We start from the raw sequence: 19,294 nt of genomic DNA, 5'->3' as shown, positions 1-19,294 counted from the left end.
ATACGAATTGATGGAGGAAATTTTGTTGAAGAAAAAACGCATTTTTATTGGGATGATGGCCGGGATGGGGAGAGTGAATCGTTGTCTTCCCATAGCACTAAAGTTACGAGAGATGGGACATGAGGTGGCGTTCACAATCTGGGGAAATGCCGGGGTCGCGATGGAACAGATGGGTTTTACCTATATTCGGATTCCAGTTATTCCTGCTCCCAAGGGACAGGTTTTCCACCCAAACTTCAAGGATATGAATCACTTTTTGTCCATGATGGGGTACTCGGACCCTGTTTACATGCGAAATGAGCTTGAAGCTCGTCTGCGGGTAACCATCGGTTTTAAACCGGACCTTGTTATTTCCGATTCGAGTGTCCCCGCAGCGTTCATTGCCTGTAAGCTGGACATTCCTCTCGTTTCTATGAATCAGTCCAGCACACTTCCAGGTGGTCTTCCTTTTACAACGAATTATGGATTATATGGAGACATACCAGATGTCACGAATGTGTTGAACGGAGCGTTGGTTGAGTATGGTCTGCCTGAAACGGACAACCTTCTCACATTTCTGGCTGGTAATCTTGCCCTTCTTCCGAGCATACCGGATTTTGATCCGGTACAGATCGGGAAGCTGCCCGTTCCAATTGAATATATCGGTCCCGTGGTATGGAGAGATACAAATGAGACAGGAATGCCTGCGAACTGGTTGAAGAAATCAGACAACGACAGGAGGCCACGTGTATTTGTGTACACAAGTCGTCTCGTGGAATGGGGTGTGGAGAGTGGTGGTCATATTTTCAGGGAAGCCGTTAGAGCACTCGGTAACACTTCGACGGAGCTTTTGATTGCTACTGGCTTTAATCCATTGGAAGGGGACAGCGTGGAAGTTCCCCCTAATGTACACTTCACCTCATATGTATCGGGAGTTATGGCAGCCGAGCATAGCGATGTCATGATTCACCATGGCGGACATGGAAGTTGCATGACGACGATCTTAACAGGCACGCCGTCGTTGGTCATTCCGACCTGGGCAGAACGTGAGTTTAACGCCAAGCAGTTACAGGACGTTGGCGGTGGCAGAGTAATGTCCCCAGATGAGGTTACGGGATCCACTCTAGCTGAGACCGTTAACGCGATGATGACTAATGGAGACATGGATAAGGCTGTGGCGCTGAAGGAAAACGTCTGTACTTCGCAGTACGGAGGAGCCGGGCGTGCAGCTGAACTCATTCGTCGGTTGTTGTAAAGAGGGGGCAAGGTTCTATTGAAAAGTCTTTTGGTTGTCCTGAGAAGCCCGGCCTTACTTTTATTATCCGTATGTATTTTTTTTATTGGTTTGGGATACGGATTAACGCTACCATTCATGCCATTATTCGGAGTAGAACGGGCTGGAATGAGCCCCTTATCATTAGGGATCTTTATGGCGTGTGGATCGTTAAGCGGCATTATCATTAGTACGCTGTTTAGTCGATTGTCCGATAAAAAGCCTGTGCGCAAGTGGATCATTGTTGGATCATGTGTATCTGCTTCTGTAGGCTATGTATTCTATGCAAATACGGACAGTTACATTGTGTTAATGCTGGTTTCCTGTACTTTCATGGCCTTGTCTTTCTCGGCCTTTCCGCAATTATTTGCTCTTGCGAGAGAAGTAGTCGAGAGGGAGGCGAGTGAAGATGTCACCGTTGTTATGGCTGTATTGCGAGCTCTGGTGTCTCTGGCCTGGATTCTTGGTCCTGTAATGGCGTCTTTTATAATCTACCAGTTCTCGTACACAGGCCTGTTTATGGTTGTTTCGTTGATGTACATGCTCGTTGCCGTATTTGTACTGATGATTCGAGCAGACGAGAGTCGGGAACCGGGGGGCGGAACGGAATTATCATCTGACTCAGTACGTAGCTTCAAGCGCCTGCTGATGGCACCGCAGATTGTATTTTCATTACTTGCTTTCATGGCATTTGAGTTGGCTAATACGATGGGGGGCATTGTAACTCCCTTATATGTTACGCAAGAGTTGCAAGGCGGGAAGTTGGACGTTGGCATGATCTCGGGAGTTAACGCAGCCTTGCAGGTTCCCACCATGATCATTTTGGGAATACTGGCCAAAAGGTTTGGTAGTATCACAGTTATGAAATGCGCGGGATTGTTTGGAGTCGCCTATTTTTCACTATTTCTGTTTACCCAATCGGGATGGCAGATCATTGCTATCCAGATATTCAGTGCCATTTTTATCGCGATTGTACTTGGAGTTGGAATGACTTTTTTTCAGGATTTGGTTCCTAAAATGACAGGTACGGCCACAACGTTGTACAACAATGCAAACATCATTGGTTCCATGGGTGGTGGATTACTAGCCGGAGCAGTCGGAAATTATTTTGGTTTTAAAATAGTGATTGCCTGTTCGGCAGCACTTGCCTTCCTGGGATTTGTACTATTATTGGTGCCAAACGCAAATAAAAAGGTAGTCCGGCATGTGGGAGGAGATACGTATGAAAGCTAGTGTAATTATTCTATCGCATAATCAGAAAGAAGTGATTCAGGCCTGTTTGTCTTCCTTATCGAGACAGCGTTTGTGTGAAGGCGATCAATACGAAGTTGTAGTTATCGATAACGGGTCTATAGACGGCACGGGCGAGATGATCGGCAGGCTTACGTATGATTTTCCTATACGATATAATTACATTCCTTCTACGGAGCAATCAAGTCGGGCAGCGGCACGAAACAAGGGGATTACTATCTCGAATGGAGATGTGATCGTGTTCCTTGACGGAGATCAACTCGCCGGACCGGACTTTATCTATGAGCATTTGAGAGTGCACAAGCTAGCCGAGGGGAAACTTGTCATAGGGTTTCGAAGATATTTGGGTGAAGAGAGCATCGATATAACATCGTTAAATTCGGGATGGGTGCATGCTGCTATTACATCATCAGAAGCAGATGAACGATTTCAGCTCATGGAACGTTTTTCGGAAAATGGAAGCGTATTCCGTACAGCGTGGCATCTGTCTTTCAGCTGCAATTTCTCGGTAACAAGAGAAGTACTGATCCGATCGGGTATGTTTGACGAAGGGTTCAAGGGATGGGGGTTGGAAGACAGTGAGCTTGGCTATCGTCTGCAACAGGCTGGAGGAACGTTCGTATTGAACAAAAAAGCGTTAACCTTCCATATCTTTCACCCTTCCGAGTTTGATGAGAATCGTTATGATGGTTGGAAAACGAATCTAGATTATTTCCTCGAATGTCATCCGATGTTTGAAGTACAGGCGCAAAACATCTTAAAGGAATTTTTTGACCCAGAGATTAGAAAATCATGGTGGGATTGTTATATTCGCTTTGAGAAGGTTGTAAGAGCACATCAGGGTTACGAGGGGGATCGATTACCTGTCAGCATCATTGTTGTCTATGCCGAGGGCCCAGAACTGATCCAGACCATTTCGGCAGAAGCTGCCCATAGAGAAGTGTTGGTTATAGATAAGACACCATCATCGGACCTGGATATCTTGTGCCAATGTATTAACGAGAAATTTGATGTTTTGTATTACAAGCATCCTTCGGAAGATCAGTTAATCGACTTGTACCATCAGTATGCAGTAAGGGGAATTGTGAAACATGAAATTTTCAAGTGATCATGGATCAGCTGTTCTGGCCCCAAATGATGACATTTTATACGGGAGGTTGACATGAATTTTGAATTGACAGAGCAACAGAAGCAGATTCAATCCGCCGCACGCCATTTTGTGGACGAGCTACTGATTCCGTTGGAACCTGAATTATTGCGTAACGAGCGTGAGGGAAGACCCGGAATCGAACTTAGACAGATTAGAGAGCTTCAACAAAAGGCGAAAAAACAGGGCCTATGGGGTATTGAGACACCAGAAGAGTATGGGGGAGCAAATCTTGGGACGGTCATTAGTGCACTCCTGAAAATGGAGCTAGGACGCACGTGTATTCCGTTTGTCTTCGGGGGGGAAGCGGACAATATTCTGTACCTTTGCAACAAGGCACAACAGAACAAGTATTTGCTTCCCGTTATTGCGGGCGAGAGACAGTCCTGTTTTGCAATAACGGAGCGTTCGGCAGGTTCCGATGCAAGTCGAATTCAGATGAGTGCTGAGCGTGTAGCGGATGGTTGGGTACTCGATGGAGAGAAAGTATTTATCACAAACGGAAACGAGGCGGATTTTGCAATTGTTTTTGCAGTGACTGATGTCCAGGCAGAGCCGGGCAAAGGGATCACTTGCTTTCTGGTGGACCGGGACATGGGGTGGACGTCAGAGCCGATTCCTACGATGGGTGGGGATAAAAGCCCTTCTGTACTTACGTTTAACCAAGTGTTCGTGCCAAACGGAAATGTGCTCGGTGAAGAGGGGCAGGGGTTAACAACAGCGATGCAGTGGATCAGTCGAGGGCGTTGGGTGATTCCGGCTATTGCTGTGGGTGCATCTGGCAGGCTGATCCATATGGCCATTGATTACGTTAAAGAAAGGTCGACATTTGGAGAGCAGTTGGCAAGTCGGCAGAGCATCCAATGGATGATTGCCGACTCTGCGGTTGAGCTGGAGGCTCTGAAATGGCTGGTATTATATACTGCTTGGAGGGTGGATCAGGGGCTGGATGCAAGACATCATGCAACGATGTCCAAGTTGTACGGTGCAGGTAGAGCAAACGATATTGTGGATCGGGTCCTTCAGATTTTTGGTGGAATCGGATATTCGAAGGACTTGCCGATCGAGCGTTGGTATCGGGAAATGCGAGTATGGAGAATCTTCGAGGGCACAGACGAGATTCAACGTATGATTATTTCCCGCAATCTGCTTAAGGGTCATGTCCGAATTGGAGAGTGGGATTAACGGGCCGTGTAACGAACGGATCCTTCATAGGCTAGCAAGTTAGAAGGAACACCCGCTCGATGTTCAATATAGACTGTGATATTGCATGCCAGATGGGAGAGGTTATCCGTGTTGATGACACTCACGAGGACACGGACGACGTCCCCTTCCATCACGGGTGAGCGAAATCGGTATTTTATATCGCATAGAATCCAGTTATCCAACCCCAGCATTTGTAGTCGGTTTCCAATCATGCCACCGATAAGCATACCTTGTGCAATTCGGCGAGGTGCACCTGCTTCATGTGCTTTGAGAACATCCAGATGAATTGGGTTGTTATCGTTCGATGCGGCTGCATAGGCGATGAGCATAGCACTGGTTATGGTTCCAAGACAAGCGTCGAACAGGAGTTCACCAGATGAGAGACGGTGTTTTCCATCCCATTGATAATAAATCTCCGAGGGATATTGCGGATACACAGGCTCGAGTTCGGAGTACGAAGGCTGCAACGCTGGAGAGTCTAGAAGTATTAATGTGGTGTTAGCAACGATTACGGGTTGTTTCATGACGTTCGTAACCTTCATTGTACAATCAAGGAGCTGGATCTTCCCCAAAGATCCAGTTGTTTCGCGTACGTTTGTAAGTTCAATCCTGTAAAATAAAGCTGCATCATACTTCAATTTACGTTCGTATGTAAACGATTGTTGGCCATGGATCATAATTTTCCCAGGAAGCTCCATCCAGGGTAAGTGTGTCTGTTGCCACCATATCATCGGAAAGGTGAGAGGAATGGATCTTGCGTCGGGACGAAATTCTTCTGGAAAGCCTTGTGTGAACTGAACAATCTGATCTGTGGTACTAACCATTTTCTTGGGAGGAGTAGGTACTCCGATCCACGATTGGTAATCCATAACTTGCATCTCTCCTTTGACTGACCATGTCTTGTATTATATCGAAGGCAGTTAGAATCATAAATGTTTTATCACATAAATTACTTTTTCGAAAATAAAGGTACACAAAAGATACATAATGAACTAAAATGAACTTATATGAACATTATCAAACTCAATCCCAACTAATTTAAATGACGAAAGGAATGGATTAATAATGGAAAATCGTTATGCTGCACATCCCAATGAAGTGAAAACGTATGATACATCTCGCCTGCGTGAGGAATTTTTGATGGAGCAACTGTTTGCAACCGATGAATTGGTAACGGTGTATTCTCATGTGGATCGTTATATTGTGGGAACGGCTGTACCTGAGAGCAAGGACATTACCCTTGAAGTGAACCTGAAAGATATCGGAACGAACTTTTTCCTGGAGCGTCGTGAAATCGGTATCATTAATGTCGGTGGTCACGGAACAGTGACAGCGGACGGACAAGGTTATGAGATTGGAGCGAAGGAATGTCTCTACATCGGTAGAGGGGTGAAGGAAGTTGTGTTCACGAGCAGTGACAAGGCTCAACCTGCCCAATTCTATTTTGTATCCACACCGGCTCATCACACCTATCCAACAGTTAAAGCAACGCAAGAACAAGCTCAGCCGAATCATCTGGGTAGCATCGAAACATCCAATGAGCGTACGATCTATCGTTACATTCACCAAGGAGAAGGTGGAATTCAGAGTTGTCAGTTGGTGATGGGCATTACCGAACTCAACAAGGGTAACATGTGGAACACGATGCCTGCACATACCCATAATCGCCGTTCCGAAGTATACTTGTACTGGAATCTTCCTGAAGACGGCGTTGTATTCCACATGATGGGCGAGCCGAACGAAACACGCCATCTGGTTGTACGCGACCGTCAGGCGATCATTTCCCCAAGCTGGTCCATTCACAGTGGTGTGGGTACAAGCAATTACACCTTCTGTTGGGCGATGGCTGGTGAGAACCAGACGTTCGAAGATATGGACGGCGTAGCGATGAAAGACCTGAAATAATAAATTACAGATGTCTGAGTTAAATTGACAGGGTAGACACTAGAACACTCATTCATTTGACTCAGGTGGTATAGGAAGTTGATTATGATGAATCCATTGAAAAGACATGAAAAAATTATGGAGGCTCTGCTGGAACGCCAGGAAGTAACCGTCAGTGATCTGAGTGAGTTGTTGCAGGTGACGGGGAAGACTGTGCGAGAGGATCTCGACAAGTTGGAGAGTATGGGACTGCTCGTACGTGTCCATGGTGGTGCTATGCTGGCTCAGAATGACCAGTATGGCATCTTGAATAGCCGCGGAGTTACCGAGAAGCATCATACGGAGAAGACGGAGATTGCTGAACGTGCCCTTGCTTACATTCGACCTGGAGATATCGTTGCCCTCGATGGTGGCAGCACTACGCTAGAGATGGCCAAACGTCTCGATAATCAACCGCTGACGGTGGTGACTAATGATCTATTCATCATTGCGGAGTTGACCAAAAAGGAGCAAGTGCGACTGGTTGTGCCTGGCGGGGCTCGTGTACGGAATATGTTGGTTGGGGATGATACGGCTGCGTTTATATCAAGTCTTAACATTCATAAAGCCTTTATATCCACGACAGCCCTTCATCCAGAATTTGGATTATCCATATACACGGGAGATCTGGTTCCTTTGAAAAAAGCAATGATATCTGCCTCGCAGCAAGTATACGGCGTTGTGGATCATTATAAATTCGGACAATTTGCACTGCGAACTTTCGCCCAGTGTTCGGAACTGGACTATATTATCAGCGATAGTCGTTTGGATGAAGAGACGGCTGCCTTATACAAGCAGAGCGGTGTCACAGTGGATTATCAAAGTTAACCTCATTCATTATTCATGGCATTAAAGAACGGACGGATCTAAGGATTGCATATCAAAACCATGCGGAGGAATCATTCATGAACCCATTTGATTTAAGCGGACAAGTTGCATTGGTGACAGGTACCTCGGGAGGACTTGGACAAGGGATGGCCATTGGTTTGGCAGAAGCAGGTGCTGATGTGGTGCTGGTCTCTTATTCCAAGCCTGCGGCAACGGCAAGTGCCATTGAAGCACTCGGACGCAAAGCTTATGTGATTGAAGCGGATTTAAGTCGTGAAGATGAGTTGTCGGCTGTGTTCGAACAGGCGCTTGCGTTCCAGGGCAGAATTGACATTCTCGTCAACAATGCCGGAATCATTCGTCGCACACCTGCGGCTGATCATGCAGTTCAGGACTGGCATGATGTAATTGGTCTGAACCTGAACACTGTATTTTTCCTAAGCCAATTGGCAGGCAGACATATGATTGAACGTGGAAGTGGCAAAATCATTAATATTGCATCCATGTTGTCCTATCAAGGTGGGATCAATGTGCCAGGGTATACAGCCAGTAAACATGGCGTTGCCGGTTTAACCAAAGCACTCGCCAATGAATGGGCAGGTAAAGGAATCCAGATTAATGGTATCGCACCTGGTTATATGGAAACCGATAATACTACCCAGATCCGTGCGGACGAGAATCGTTACCGGGATATTACAGCCCGTATTCCTGCGGGGCGTTGGGGAACACCTGAAGATCTGAAAGGCCCGGTTGTCTTTCTGGCATCTGCCGCTTCGGATTATCTGAATGGTCATGTGCTGAATGTCGATGGCGGCTGGATGGCACGTTAATCGTTTGATAATCGGATTAGCATAAGGAGGCAGTGAGATGAAACTTGGTATTCTGGCGCATACATTTGGCAAACAGCCTACAGCACAGCTTGCGCAGACGATTGCGGATAACGGATTTAATTCCGTACAGCTGGCACTGGCCAAAGCATTATCAGATGTGGACTCATCGAATGGCAAGCTGAGCCCAGGGCTAGCGAATGAGATCGGAGATCAATTTGCACAGCGCGGGGTGAAGATTGCGGTACTGGGCTGTTATATTAATCCGATTGACCCTGATCCGGTAAGACGACGTGCGGACATTGATCGATTCAAGGAGCATCTGCGTTATGCCCGGGATTTTGGTTGCAGCATGGTAGCAACGGAGACCGGCGGCTTGGACACCTATCAGGATACACATCCGGATGGATATGAAGAGAAGGCGTGGAGTGTGCTGAAAGAAACGGTTGAGGAGTTGGCTGAGGAAGCGGAGAAATGGGGCGTGCATGCGGCGATTGAGCCTGTGTCGACACATACTCTTCATACCCATGAACATATGACACGTTTGTTTGAAGAGATTCCTTCATCAAATCTGGGGATGCTGTTCGACCCGTGTAATCTGATCAAGCAACCACATGCAGCAGATCAAGGGGCTTTCTTGCGCGAGGTGATGGAATCGCTGTATCAGCGCATGATTGTGATCCATGCCAAAGATGTAGCCTTTGATGCACAGGGAGAGAAGTTTAATCCGGTACCTGGGGCAGGAATACTGGATTACCCGTTATTTTTTGAATTGTTAAAAACGTATAAGCCACATATCGATATTTCACTTGAAGGCGTAACTGCCGAGGAAGCTGTACCTGCGGCCAAACATTTGCGTGAAGTATGGAGTGCAGTTCGGGTCTAACCAAACCCAGGATGAGGTATTGCATACCGAAGCCAAAGTAGCTGAAAAACCTTTGCGAGTGCAAAGGTTTTTTTTGGTACAGAAATCGATAATGTACATATTTAATTTTTCTTATCGGAACAATCGGAAATAAGTCTTTTCAAATGCGACATCTTGTGAGAGAATATGGAAAACATACGCCACCATGCGAAGACATCAGGAACTTAAAGAACGTATATATTGAGGGAGGATTCAGATTTATGTCAAACGAACGTGAGCTTTCATTTGAAACATTGGCAATTCATGCAGGCCAGGAGATTGATCCAACCACCAACGCACGAGCTGTGCCCTTGTATCAGACAACATCGTATGGATTCAAGGACACCGAGCATGCAGCTAACTTGTTTGGTTTGAAAGAGTTTGGCAACATTTATACCCGTCTGATGAATCCAACAACCGACGTGTTTGAGCAACGGATTGCGGCGTTGGAAGGCGGAGCTGGAGCGCTGGCTACAGCTTCTGGTCAGGCAGCCATAACGTTTTCACTTCTGAATATTGCTGGTGCAGGTGATGAGATCGTATCTTCGGCGAGTTTGTATGGAGGTACATACAATCTGTTCTCGACGACTTTGCCGAAACTGGGTCTGGACGTAAAATTTGTGGATTCCAGTGATCCTGAGAATTTCCGGGCAGCGATTACGGAGAAAACGAAAGCATTGTATGCCGAAACGATTGGTAATCCAAAGGGGAATGTACTGGATATTGAAGCGGTGGCAGCCATCGCTCATGAACATGGAATTCCTTTGATTGTGGATAACACATTCCCAAGTCCGTACCTGCTTCGTCCAATCGAACATGGAGCAGATATTGTCGTTCACTCTGCAACGAAATTTATTGGCGGTCATGGTACATCCATTGGTGGCGTTATCGTGGACAGCGGGAAATTTGACTGGAAAGCAAGTGGCAAGTTCCCTGGATTGACGGAGCCGGACTCCAGTTATAACGGTGTTGTATATACGGAAGCGGTTGGACCGATTGCTTATATTATCAAAGCTCGTGTACAACTTCTGCGTGACCTGGGTGCAACGATCTCTCCATTCAACTCCTGGTTGTTGCTGCAAGGACTCGAGACATTACATCTGCGCGTAGAGCGTCATAGTAGCAACGCCCTTGCGGTTGCAGAATTCCTTGAGAAACATGAGGATGTGTCTTGGGTAAGTTATGCAGGTCTACCGAGCCACGGTTCTTATGAGCTTGCACAGAAGTATCTGCCAAGAGGGCAGGGTGCGATTCTGACCTTTGGCATCAAAGGTGGTGCGGACGCGGGTCGCAAGTTGATTGAAAGTGTCAAACTGTTCTCTCACCTTGCAAACGTGGGCGATTCCAAGTCACTGATTATTCACCCGGCAAGTACAACTCACGCGCAGTTGACCGAAGATGAACAAACTGCAGCAGGCGTTAATCCGGAGTTGATTCGTCTTTCTGTGGGTACGGAGAACATTCAAGACATTATCTATGATCTGGAGCAAGCCATCAAAGCAAGTCAGGGAGCAAGTGTAGGCGCGTAAATGGCATTTGGGTGGATGTGTAAACAATCACTTAAGTGATATGCCATAAACAGGTCATATGAGTATCAATAGATGGTTAAAGCCGTTGTCCTCCGGGACAGCGGCTTTTTGTCTTTTTGAACACGCATGTATGACTATCCATCGAAAAAAGCCCATTTACAAATGTGGATCGCAGGCATATACTGATTAAAAGTTGTATTGAGTAAACACAATTGCATAAGTGCAAAAATGATTATCATTCTCATTCGAGATTATGTCAAAATCATTCACAAAACCATGCTGCTGCGGGATTCCCGCAGCAGCATGTGTCATTTTTAGGGCATTAACAATGGCTCTCATTCTCAATACAACTTCATTTTTGGGAGCGGAATTTAGCAGACTCTTCATCCGCAAACCTACCATTCGAAAGGAACGTGATTCATATGCAAGCGATACATCAACCACTACACAGACAGAAACAAGCGGGACAGCGCTCATCCCAAACACCCGGCTCCAATGGGAGCAAGAAGCCTGATTTCCGAGCCATGTTGCAGAATAAAGAGATGCAATCTGCATTGGGCAGCGGGCTGTTGATGCTGATTGCCTGGGGAACTGCACCTTATTTTGGTACCTTATCCATCATGCTCTACATTGTAGCGTATGCCGTTGGCGGTTGGACCAAAGCGAAGGAAGGCATCGAGACACTGGTCAAGGAACGTGATCTGGATGTAAACCTGCTGATGATTGCAGCATCCCTCGGGGCAGCAGCCATCGGTTACTGGAATGAAGGTGCGATGCTGATCTTTATTTTTGCACTCAGTGGTGCGTTGGAAAGTTATGCGACAGAGCGCAGTCATAAGGATATCTCATCTTTACTGGCGCTGAAGCCAGAGACTGCACTGCGTATTGAGGATGGACAGATGAACCTCGTGGCTATTGATGATCTGCAACCTGGTGATCTGCTATTGGTCAAACCGGGAGAACTCATCCCAGCAGATGGTGTCGTGTACCGTGGGAGTTCTTTTATCAATCAGTCGTCCATCACCGGAGAATCCCTGCCTGTGGACAAAGTTGCGGGGGATGAAGTCTATGCAGGTACGGTAAACGGGGAGGGTGCTTTATACGTAGAGGTTACAAAATCGGCTGAAGGGTCACTGTTTGGCAAAATCATTAAAATGGTGGAAGAAGCGCAGGCAGAAGTGCCGGATTCCCAGCGTTTTATGGAGCGGTTTGAAGGAATTTACGCACGTATTGTTGTAATAGTGACCTTACTTGTCATTGCAGGAACTCCACTAGTGTTTGGCTGGACATGGAATGAGGCATTTTATAAAGCCATGGTGTTTCTGGTTGTTGCTTCACCTTGTGCATTGGTGTCTGCCATCATGCCTGTCATGTTGTCCGCGATGTCCAGCAGTGCGCGCCGTGGCATTCTCTTTAAGGGAGGTGCCCATATGGAGAATATGGCTCGCACGCGGGTCGTGGCTTTTGACAAAACAGGTACATTGACCATGGGCACCCCGCAAGTCACCGATATTATTACGGCTGAACATGTAGATCGTACCCAGCTGTTAGCTGCGGTAGCGGCGATTGAGAACCTCTCCATGCACCCCTTGGCTCGTGCCATCGTAGATCAGGCGAACAAGGAAAACATTACACTTCAGGAAGCAGAGCACGTACAGGCTCTAACAGGCTGGGGCATCGAAGGAACGGTAACCGATGTGGTCTGGAGCATTGGCAAAACAAATGTAATGGAATCGTTGCAGTTAGAGAAGATAAAGGACGCTAACGTTGATGATTCAGATGAACATGATGTTAACCCTGTGAAAGTATCTTCTGAGTGGGGTGATGTATGCTCTCGTCTTGAAGGGGAGGGAAAAACCGTATCCGCTGTTATGGCTGATGGTGAATTAGTCGGGCTGATCGCGATGCGGGACACGGTACGGCCACAGGCAGCAGCTGCAGTGAAAAAGCTTGAAGCGATGGGTGTAAAAGTTGCCATGTTAACAGGAGATCGAGCCAGATCAGCTTCTGTAATTGCGCGTGAAACTGGAGTAAGCATGGTCTATGCAGACTTGCTGCCTGGAGATAAGGTGAAGCAGGTACAAGCACTCCGCAAACAGTATGGTCCTGTGCTGATGGTAGGGGATGGTGTCAATGATGCACCGGCACTTGCAGCAGCTACTGTGGGTATGGGGATGGGATTGTCCGGCAGCGGGACTGCACTGGAGGTCGCTGATGCGGTACTTATGAACGATAACATTGAAGAGATCGCTTGGGTGATTGGGCAGGCTCGTCGAGCACAGCGCACGGTGAAGCAGAATATGTTTTTTGCCATCACCGTTATTCTGGCTTTAATTGTTGGTAACTTCCTCCAAGACGTTGCATTGCCTCTGGGTGTGGTAGGTCATGAAGGCAGTACAATTCTGGTTATTCTAAATGGGCTTAGACTGCTACGGTAATAAGATTTGAAGAGGAAAATGAGTAATTGGTTTCGCTGGTAGTATGCGGCTGGTGGAACAGCTTACGTTTGAACCTTGGGTCAGCGGGTAATGATTCGAAGAGACGATTCGATAATAAGGGAGCTGTGAATATGGGACGTTATGTACAAGTGGAACCGAATGTAAAAGTATATGTTGAAGATATTGGCGAAGGAACCCCGGTTGTCTTTTTGCACGGCTGGCCTGTTAATTATAAAATGTTTGAATACCAATTGAACGTACTGCCGAACCATGGCATTCGTGCCATCGCGATAGATTTTAGAGGATATGGCTTATCGGATAAGCCTTCCACAGGATATGATTATGATCGCATGGCAGACGATGTTCGTGCCGTTATTGATGATCTGGAGCTGAAAGACGCGGTACTCGCAGGATTCTCTATGGGTGGAGCGATCGCAGTACATTACATGGCTCGCCATAAGGGACATGGCGTCTCCAAGCTGACCTTGTTATCTGCGGCAGCACCTGTGTTCACACAGCGTGAAGGTTATCCGTATGGATTGACTCCAGAGCAGCTGAACGAGCAGATCATTGAGCCAATCTTTGCAGATCGTCCGAAGTTACTGGAGACGTTTGGCGGCATGTTCTTCGCGAAGAAACACAGCCAGGCATTCATGGATTGGTTCCACGCTCTCGGCATGGAAGCTTCATCTTATGGTACCATTCGCAGTGCAATTGCGTTGCGGGACGAGGACTTGCGAGGTGACCTGAGTTCCATTCAGGTGCCAACAGCCATTTTGCACGGGAAAAAAGATGAGATCTGTCCGTTCGAATTCGCGGAGCAGATGCACAAGGGCATCGCTTCGTCTCAACTGATTGCTTTTGAAGAGAGTGGTCATGGTGCATTCTATGATGAATTGGAAAAATTCAATTCGGAATTGATTCGTTTCATCCAATCCTGATCAGGAGAGGGCATAATACCTCTGACAGACGATCCTAGTAATTTCATGGAATCTTCATTTGTGGCTAAACAAAGAACCCGGTCGACAGTCTTGGACTGTTCGCCGGGTTCTTTAGTCTTCAATTAAAACAGTTCGGTCAGACCAATCATCGTGATGAGCCCGAGTAAAAAGGACATCGTCGCCACACGTGCATTGCCATCGCCGTGACTCTCGGGAATAAGTTCCTTATAAACAATGAACATCATCGCACCGGCTGCAAAGGCCAGACCATAAGGCACAAGACCAGCTACGAGACTGCTCAAGGTGTAACCAATCATAGCTGTAATAATCTCTACCGCTCCGGTCAGGGTGGCAATACCCAGCGCTTTGAAGCGGCCAATGTTCTGGTTTACTAGGAAAAGGGCCACCAGAAATCCTTCCGGCGCATTCTGCAATCCAATGGAAAAGGCAATGAGATTGCCAAGGTTCTCATCCGAGCTTGCATAGCTGACTCCAACGGATAACCCTTCCGGCAGATTATGCATGGTGATGGCTGCAATAATCATGAAGGCTTTGGTTTCAATTTTAAAAGGCATTTTCTCGGGATTCTCCAGATCGACGTGTGGAATCTTCATCTCCAGCACCAGTAGAACCAGGCTACCAAGCATAATACCAAATGCAAGTACAAAGAGATTCGATTGGCCAAGCGCTTCCGGAATGAGATTATACACCGAGGCTGAGGTCATAATACCTGCGGCGTATGCCAGCAAGATATCACGCAGACGGTGTGATATTTTACGCATAAATAGAATCGGTACGGCCCCTAGGCCGGTAGACATGGCTGATATAAAACTGCCAATGAGTGCATCGTTCATGCTTCCATTTTCCCTCCTGATGAAGACTTCTTCATAATCGCTGCCGAGCATTGACACCGTACATAAAAGAGATCATAATGAACAACAGATTAGAATGATTATAAATTAGAATTCCGTTTCTGCATAGGGCCATTGTCATATCACAGGCAGGTCTTGTGGACATGATGTGGGCTTTTCGTTCTAGTGTATGCAAAAGCCTAAGCTTTTGATGCCGGAGGGTCTAACCTTTTTGCAGAACCCGGGGGAGGAACTATACATGTATAAATCAATTATTATTGGAACAGGCCCTGCAGGGCTGACAGCAGCAATCTATCTGGCACGTGCCAACATGAACCCACTCGTTATTGAAGGACCACAACCTGGTGGCCAACTGACAACAACGACTGAAGTGGAGAACTTCCCAGGTTTCCCTGATGGTATTATGGGTCCTGAACTGATGGACAACATGCGTAAACAAGCTGAGCGCTTCGGTGCTGAATTCCGCACAGGCTGGGTAAACAACATCGATATGAGCGAGCGTCCATTCAAGATTCAAGTTGAAGGTATGGGTGAACTCGTATCGGAAACATTGATCCTGTCCACAGGCGCAACTGCTAAATACCTGGGTATCCCTGGCGAAGAAACGAATATAGGCCGCGGTGTCAGCACATGTGCAACATGTGATGGATTCTTCTTCCGTAACAAAGAAATCATCGTCATCGGCGGTGGTGACTCTGCTCTTGAGGAAGCAAGCTTCCTGTCCCGTTTCGGTTCCAAAGTAACGCTGGTACACCGTCGTGAAGAACTGCGTGGCTCCAAAATCATGCAGGATCGTGCACGTAGCAACGAAAAAGTAGAAATGGCTTTGAACCGTACACCACTCGAAGTACTTGCTGGCGACAACGGCGTAACCGGATTGAAAGTGTTGAACAACGAAACAGGTGAAGAAGAAGTGATTCCAGCAAGCGGCGTATTCGTAGCGATCGGTCACACACCAAACACTGGTTTCCTTGGCGGACAGATCACTACGGACGAACATGGTTATATCCTGACTACACCAGGCACATCCGAGACAAACATCCCAGGCGTATTCGCATGTGGTGACGTTCAAGATACTCGTTACAAACAAGCGATCACAGCTGCAGGTAGCGGATGTATGGCTGCCATGGACACAGAGAAATACATTGAGAGCTTGGAGCACAGCGCAGTTGTTCTGTAATAGAATGAGCTGATTCCAACCAAACTATAGATTAATACAAAACCATATGAGGTGAATTAAACATGGAAAACGTAATTGTATATACATCAACGAACTGCCCGAACTGCAAATCCGTAAAAACGTTCCTGGCTGACAAAGGTATTTCATACGAAGAGCGCAACATCGAAATTAGCGATGAATTTGCACAACAAGTATGGGACATGGGTGTACGTGCCGTGCCATTGACTGTCATTGGTGAACACCGCATTCTGGGTATGAACAAAACTCAATTTGCCAAAGCATTGGACGCTTAAATCAGGCTGATTATCTGAATCATCATGTGTTGAAAGAAATTTTCGATTCATATGTAATTCCGGTTTTCGCGAGCCGTTAGGATATAGAAAGAACCGTACCCGGAAGGGTACGGTTTTTTGTGCGTTTTCTATGAGTGAATCGGATAGATTGGTATCTGGTCACAAACATCATTCGCAATTGTCCGATGTACAGAAGTGCGATATCATTTTCTTAAGTCACAGAGCATAATTGAGGTGAACAAGCAGCATGATTATAGATCAGGAGGAGCATTTTCGCTTCTGGGAGCAGGCGAATATACGAGATATCCATGCTCACATACTAGTTAAAACAACTGGAATTAAGGCCATTATAATAATAACTGACATTACTTTTTTATTAGTTCGGGATTTGATCATTAGTTTTCGTGAGGTATACCAATTTCCAAAATTATAAAATCTAGAATGAATAAGAAAAGTTATCAAAGAATTAATTACAAAGAATATCAAAATATAATCTTTTGGATTAACACTCATCATAGGATAAACTTGCAGTTCTATACCCCATAGTAGGGTTATACCAATAAAATAAAGAATAGAACAAAGTATAAAATCAAACAGGAAACCAGATGTCTTTTTAAGCATATTAAAGCTCCTCTCTAATCTAGTGGTAAATCCAATATTAATTTCCAACCAACAATCATTTTACATTGAAAAAGTAAAAAAAACATACTGGTTTGACTACTTTTGTTCCGTTAACTAGGATTAAAGAGTAAGTCAAAAAACTCCATTGCTTATCTTCTGCAGAGGTCAGATCTCAAAACAACGTAAACGTATTAAATATATAGGTACTCAATCCAGAATATCGTTTATATGATTGAAGAACGATTTAAAGAAAGTTCGAGTTGTCCATAATTCAGCATCGATGTTAAGAATGGGCAAAAATATGCAGAAAAATCCCCTTGCGTCCGTAATTCAGAGTGCATGATAACGTGTACCCATGAATGACTGCGAAAGGGGATTTTGCATGAAAACAAATAATTACATCTAGAAAAAAATACTCATGAAAGTCTGAAATACAACATACACCAGCAATCCTGACAGCATGTACATGAAACCAGCCTTCTTTTTGCTCTGGAACAATCGGAGTATGCCAAGGCTGAACAGGGGCGCAAGCACAATCAGGAACAGGAGGACGGTGACAAACATTTGCGCCGAGATATCTGAAGTATCCACGTAGGTCACGCTTTTTTTCACTCCGTTTCGTTATCGGAATTAACACAGCTTGATTCACACAGCCATGACAAAAATCACATAACCCCATTATACATCTGGATTTCTTTAACAAAAAGGGAGGAAATGGGGCGAAATGATGTCAATTTTCATCTGTTATTAGACAGACACCCTGATTTTTCCTAAAAACTGGGATATTGCAGAGTAAGCAGCACCAACGCGGGTGGAACGGCTGCCCAGAGCTGCCCATTCAATCTGCAAACTGCGGCGGTGATAAGGTAATGTACGTTCCTCGACAACTTGTTTTAACGCTGTTTCAATCCAGGGACCTGCTTCAGAGAGCGGACCGCCAATGATAATACGTTCCGGGTTGAAGCTGTTAACGATATTGGTAATGCCAATCCCCAGTTTGCGCCCAATCGTGTTGTATAATTCTTGAACAGCATCGTGACCTTGCTCCGCATAATGAATAAGCTCGCGTGTAGTATGAGCAGGTAATTTTAGCTGATGGTCCGGGTGCTCGTAGGCTTTTTCCGATGCATATAACTCCCAGCAACCACGATTACCACAGGAGCAGGGCAGACCTTCCGCTTCAATGGACATATGGCCTGTTTCCCCTGCGTAGCCCCACGCACCTTTGTATAATTCACCATCTACCATGATGCCTGAACCAATCCCCATACCTGCACTGATGTAGATCATGTGACGGACACCGATACCTGCCCCAAAATTCAACTCTCCATGAGCACCAGCATTGGCTTCATTATCGATCGTTACAGGCAGTTCAAATTCTTCTTCAAGCATGGAGCGCAGAGCTACCTTCTCCCAACCCAGGTTGGGTGCAAACAGGACCGTTCCGGCCTCATCCACCATGCCGGGCACGCCGATACCAATCCCAATGACACCGTGAGGGGAAGGAGGAGCTGCATCAATGAGCTGTTTTGCTGCCAATTTCAATTGCTCCAGAACAGAGGACACGTCGTGATGTTCCAAGGTCACTGCGTACTCTGTAATGATGTGTCCTTCCAGATCTGTAAGCACGCCTTTCAAATGGGTCACACTGAGTTCCAGACCGACTGCATAGCCTGATGTCCCTCGAAACAGCAGCATGAGTGGTTTACGACCGCCGCTGGATTCCCCAGGGCCAATCTCCTGCACCAGGTCATCACTGATCAGATCAGCAACCAGGTTGGATACCGTTGCTTTGTTCAGCCCCGTAACCTCGGACACTCGTGCGCGAGAAAGAGGGGCATGGCGCCGGATCGTATCCAGAACGATCGACTTGTTTATTTTTTTGACCAGCATCTGGTCTCCGGTAATTTTCATATCGTTAAGGCACTCCTATTCTTCTGATAAAAGGGTTCTGACCCACATCCGAAACAAGTTATTCGACTATTATAGCGTAAACAACCGTGCAAAAAACATTTTTATTTTTACTTTGTTTAACCAATAGACAAAGTAAATTCGATGTGATAGGATAACGGTGTAAACGAT

Annotated in this window: 17 protein-coding genes; 13 read left to right on the top strand and 4 right to left on the bottom strand. The window is 46.2% G+C overall.

Features of this window, described 5'->3' with window-relative positions; translation table 11 throughout:
- Positions 1-25 precede the first annotated feature (25 nt).
- From MKY95_RS28495 to MKY95_RS28480, 4 genes are read left to right on the top strand one after another with little or no spacing between them, the layout of a single operon-like run.
- Positions 26-1,234: a nucleotide disphospho-sugar-binding domain-containing protein gene (locus MKY95_RS28495; protein ID WP_339195578.1), complete on the top strand. Its 1,209-nt coding sequence runs from the start codon at positions 26-28 to the stop codon at positions 1,232-1,234.
- Between the two features lie 18 nt (positions 1,235-1,252).
- Positions 1,253-2,485 (top strand): sugar efflux transporter, encoded by a 1,233-nt coding sequence (locus MKY95_RS28490; protein ID WP_339195574.1) that lies wholly within the window; start codon positions 1,253-1,255, stop codon positions 2,483-2,485.
- Positions 2,475-3,611 (top strand): glycosyltransferase, encoded by a 1,137-nt coding sequence (locus MKY95_RS28485; protein WP_339195573.1) that lies wholly within the window; start codon positions 2,475-2,477, stop codon positions 3,609-3,611. The genes MKY95_RS28490 and MKY95_RS28485 overlap by 11 nt, the downstream gene beginning before the upstream one ends.
- Positions 3,612-3,665: 54 nt before the next feature.
- Entirely contained in the window at positions 3,666-4,835 is a 1,170-nt protein-coding gene (locus MKY95_RS28480; RefSeq protein WP_339195570.1) for an acyl-CoA dehydrogenase family protein, read from the top strand.
- Here the strand turns inward: MKY95_RS28480 and MKY95_RS28475 are convergent.
- Positions 4,832-5,725: a MaoC/PaaZ C-terminal domain-containing protein gene (locus MKY95_RS28475; RefSeq protein ID WP_339195568.1), complete on the bottom strand. Its 894-nt coding sequence runs from the start codon at positions 5,723-5,725 to the stop codon at positions 4,832-4,834. The genes MKY95_RS28480 and MKY95_RS28475 overlap by 4 nt on opposite strands.
- 196 nt (positions 5,726-5,921) lie before the next feature.
- Between MKY95_RS28475 and kduI the strand changes: the two genes are divergently transcribed.
- From kduI to MKY95_RS28440, 7 genes are all read left to right on the top strand, one after another.
- The gene (gene kduI, locus MKY95_RS28470) at positions 5,922-6,761 is read left to right on the top strand and encodes a 5-dehydro-4-deoxy-D-glucuronate isomerase (RefSeq protein WP_036668043.1); all 840 of its coding nucleotides are present in this window, start codon (positions 5,922-5,924) and stop codon (positions 6,759-6,761) included.
- Positions 6,762-6,848: 87 nt separating this feature from the next.
- Positions 6,849-7,607, top strand: coding sequence for a DeoR/GlpR family DNA-binding transcription regulator (locus tag MKY95_RS28465; RefSeq protein ID WP_339200067.1), 759 nt, complete (start codon positions 6,849-6,851; stop codon positions 7,605-7,607).
- Positions 7,608-7,684: 77 nt separating this feature from the next.
- Complete coding sequence (gene kduD, locus MKY95_RS28460) at positions 7,685-8,437, top strand: 2-dehydro-3-deoxy-D-gluconate 5-dehydrogenase KduD (RefSeq protein WP_036606921.1); 753 nt, start codon at positions 7,685-7,687, stop codon at positions 8,435-8,437.
- A 37-nt stretch (positions 8,438-8,474) separates the two neighbouring features.
- Positions 8,475-9,320, top strand: coding sequence for a sugar phosphate isomerase/epimerase (locus MKY95_RS28455; protein WP_074096473.1), 846 nt, complete (start codon positions 8,475-8,477; stop codon positions 9,318-9,320).
- 239 nt (positions 9,321-9,559) lie between these two features.
- Complete coding sequence (locus MKY95_RS28450) at positions 9,560-10,867, top strand: homocysteine synthase (RefSeq protein ID WP_036606925.1); 1,308 nt, start codon at positions 9,560-9,562, stop codon at positions 10,865-10,867.
- 422 nt (positions 10,868-11,289) lie between these two features.
- Positions 11,290-13,305: a heavy metal translocating P-type ATPase gene (locus MKY95_RS28445; RefSeq protein WP_339195562.1), complete on the top strand. Its 2,016-nt coding sequence runs from the start codon at positions 11,290-11,292 to the stop codon at positions 13,303-13,305.
- Between the two features lie 131 nt (positions 13,306-13,436).
- Complete coding sequence (locus MKY95_RS28440; RefSeq protein WP_339195559.1) at positions 13,437-14,246, top strand: alpha/beta hydrolase; 810 nt, start codon at positions 13,437-13,439, stop codon at positions 14,244-14,246.
- A gap of 122 nt (positions 14,247-14,368) precedes the next feature.
- On the opposite strand, the gene MKY95_RS28435 is transcribed toward MKY95_RS28440, so the two are convergent.
- Positions 14,369-15,100, bottom strand: a complete 732-nt coding sequence (locus MKY95_RS28435; RefSeq protein ID WP_036606933.1) for a ZIP family metal transporter — start codon at positions 15,098-15,100, stop codon at positions 14,369-14,371.
- Positions 15,101-15,356: 256 nt separating this feature from the next.
- On the opposite strand from MKY95_RS28435, the gene trxB reads away from it, so the two are divergent.
- Together trxB and MKY95_RS28425 are read left to right on the top strand one after the other, a co-directional pair.
- Positions 15,357-16,298, top strand: coding sequence for a thioredoxin-disulfide reductase (gene trxB, locus MKY95_RS28430; RefSeq protein ID WP_036606934.1), 942 nt, complete (start codon positions 15,357-15,359; stop codon positions 16,296-16,298).
- A 62-nt stretch (positions 16,299-16,360) separates the two neighbouring features.
- Positions 16,361-16,591 carry a glutaredoxin family protein gene (locus tag MKY95_RS28425; protein WP_339195556.1) on the top strand — a complete coding sequence of 77 codons (231 nt, stop codon included), beginning with the start codon at positions 16,361-16,363 and terminating at the stop codon, positions 16,589-16,591.
- A gap of 1,023 nt (positions 16,592-17,614) precedes the next feature.
- On the opposite strand, the gene MKY95_RS28420 is transcribed toward MKY95_RS28425, so the two are convergent.
- On the bottom strand, positions 17,615-17,812 hold the full coding sequence (locus MKY95_RS28420) for a hypothetical protein (protein WP_017692236.1): 198 nt from the start codon (positions 17,810-17,812) through the stop codon (positions 17,615-17,617).
- A 147-nt stretch (positions 17,813-17,959) separates the two neighbouring features.
- The gene (locus tag MKY95_RS28415) at positions 17,960-19,126 is read right to left on the bottom strand and encodes an ROK family protein (protein WP_339195553.1); all 1,167 of its coding nucleotides are present in this window, start codon (positions 19,124-19,126) and stop codon (positions 17,960-17,962) included.
- Positions 19,127-19,294 lie beyond the last annotated feature (168 nt).

The organism is Paenibacillus sp. FSL P4-0176 (assembly GCF_037975265.1).
GTDB lineage: Bacteria > Bacillota > Bacilli > Paenibacillales > Paenibacillaceae > Paenibacillus > Paenibacillus amylolyticus.
This window is presented reverse-complemented; position numbering and strand designations above follow the sequence as displayed.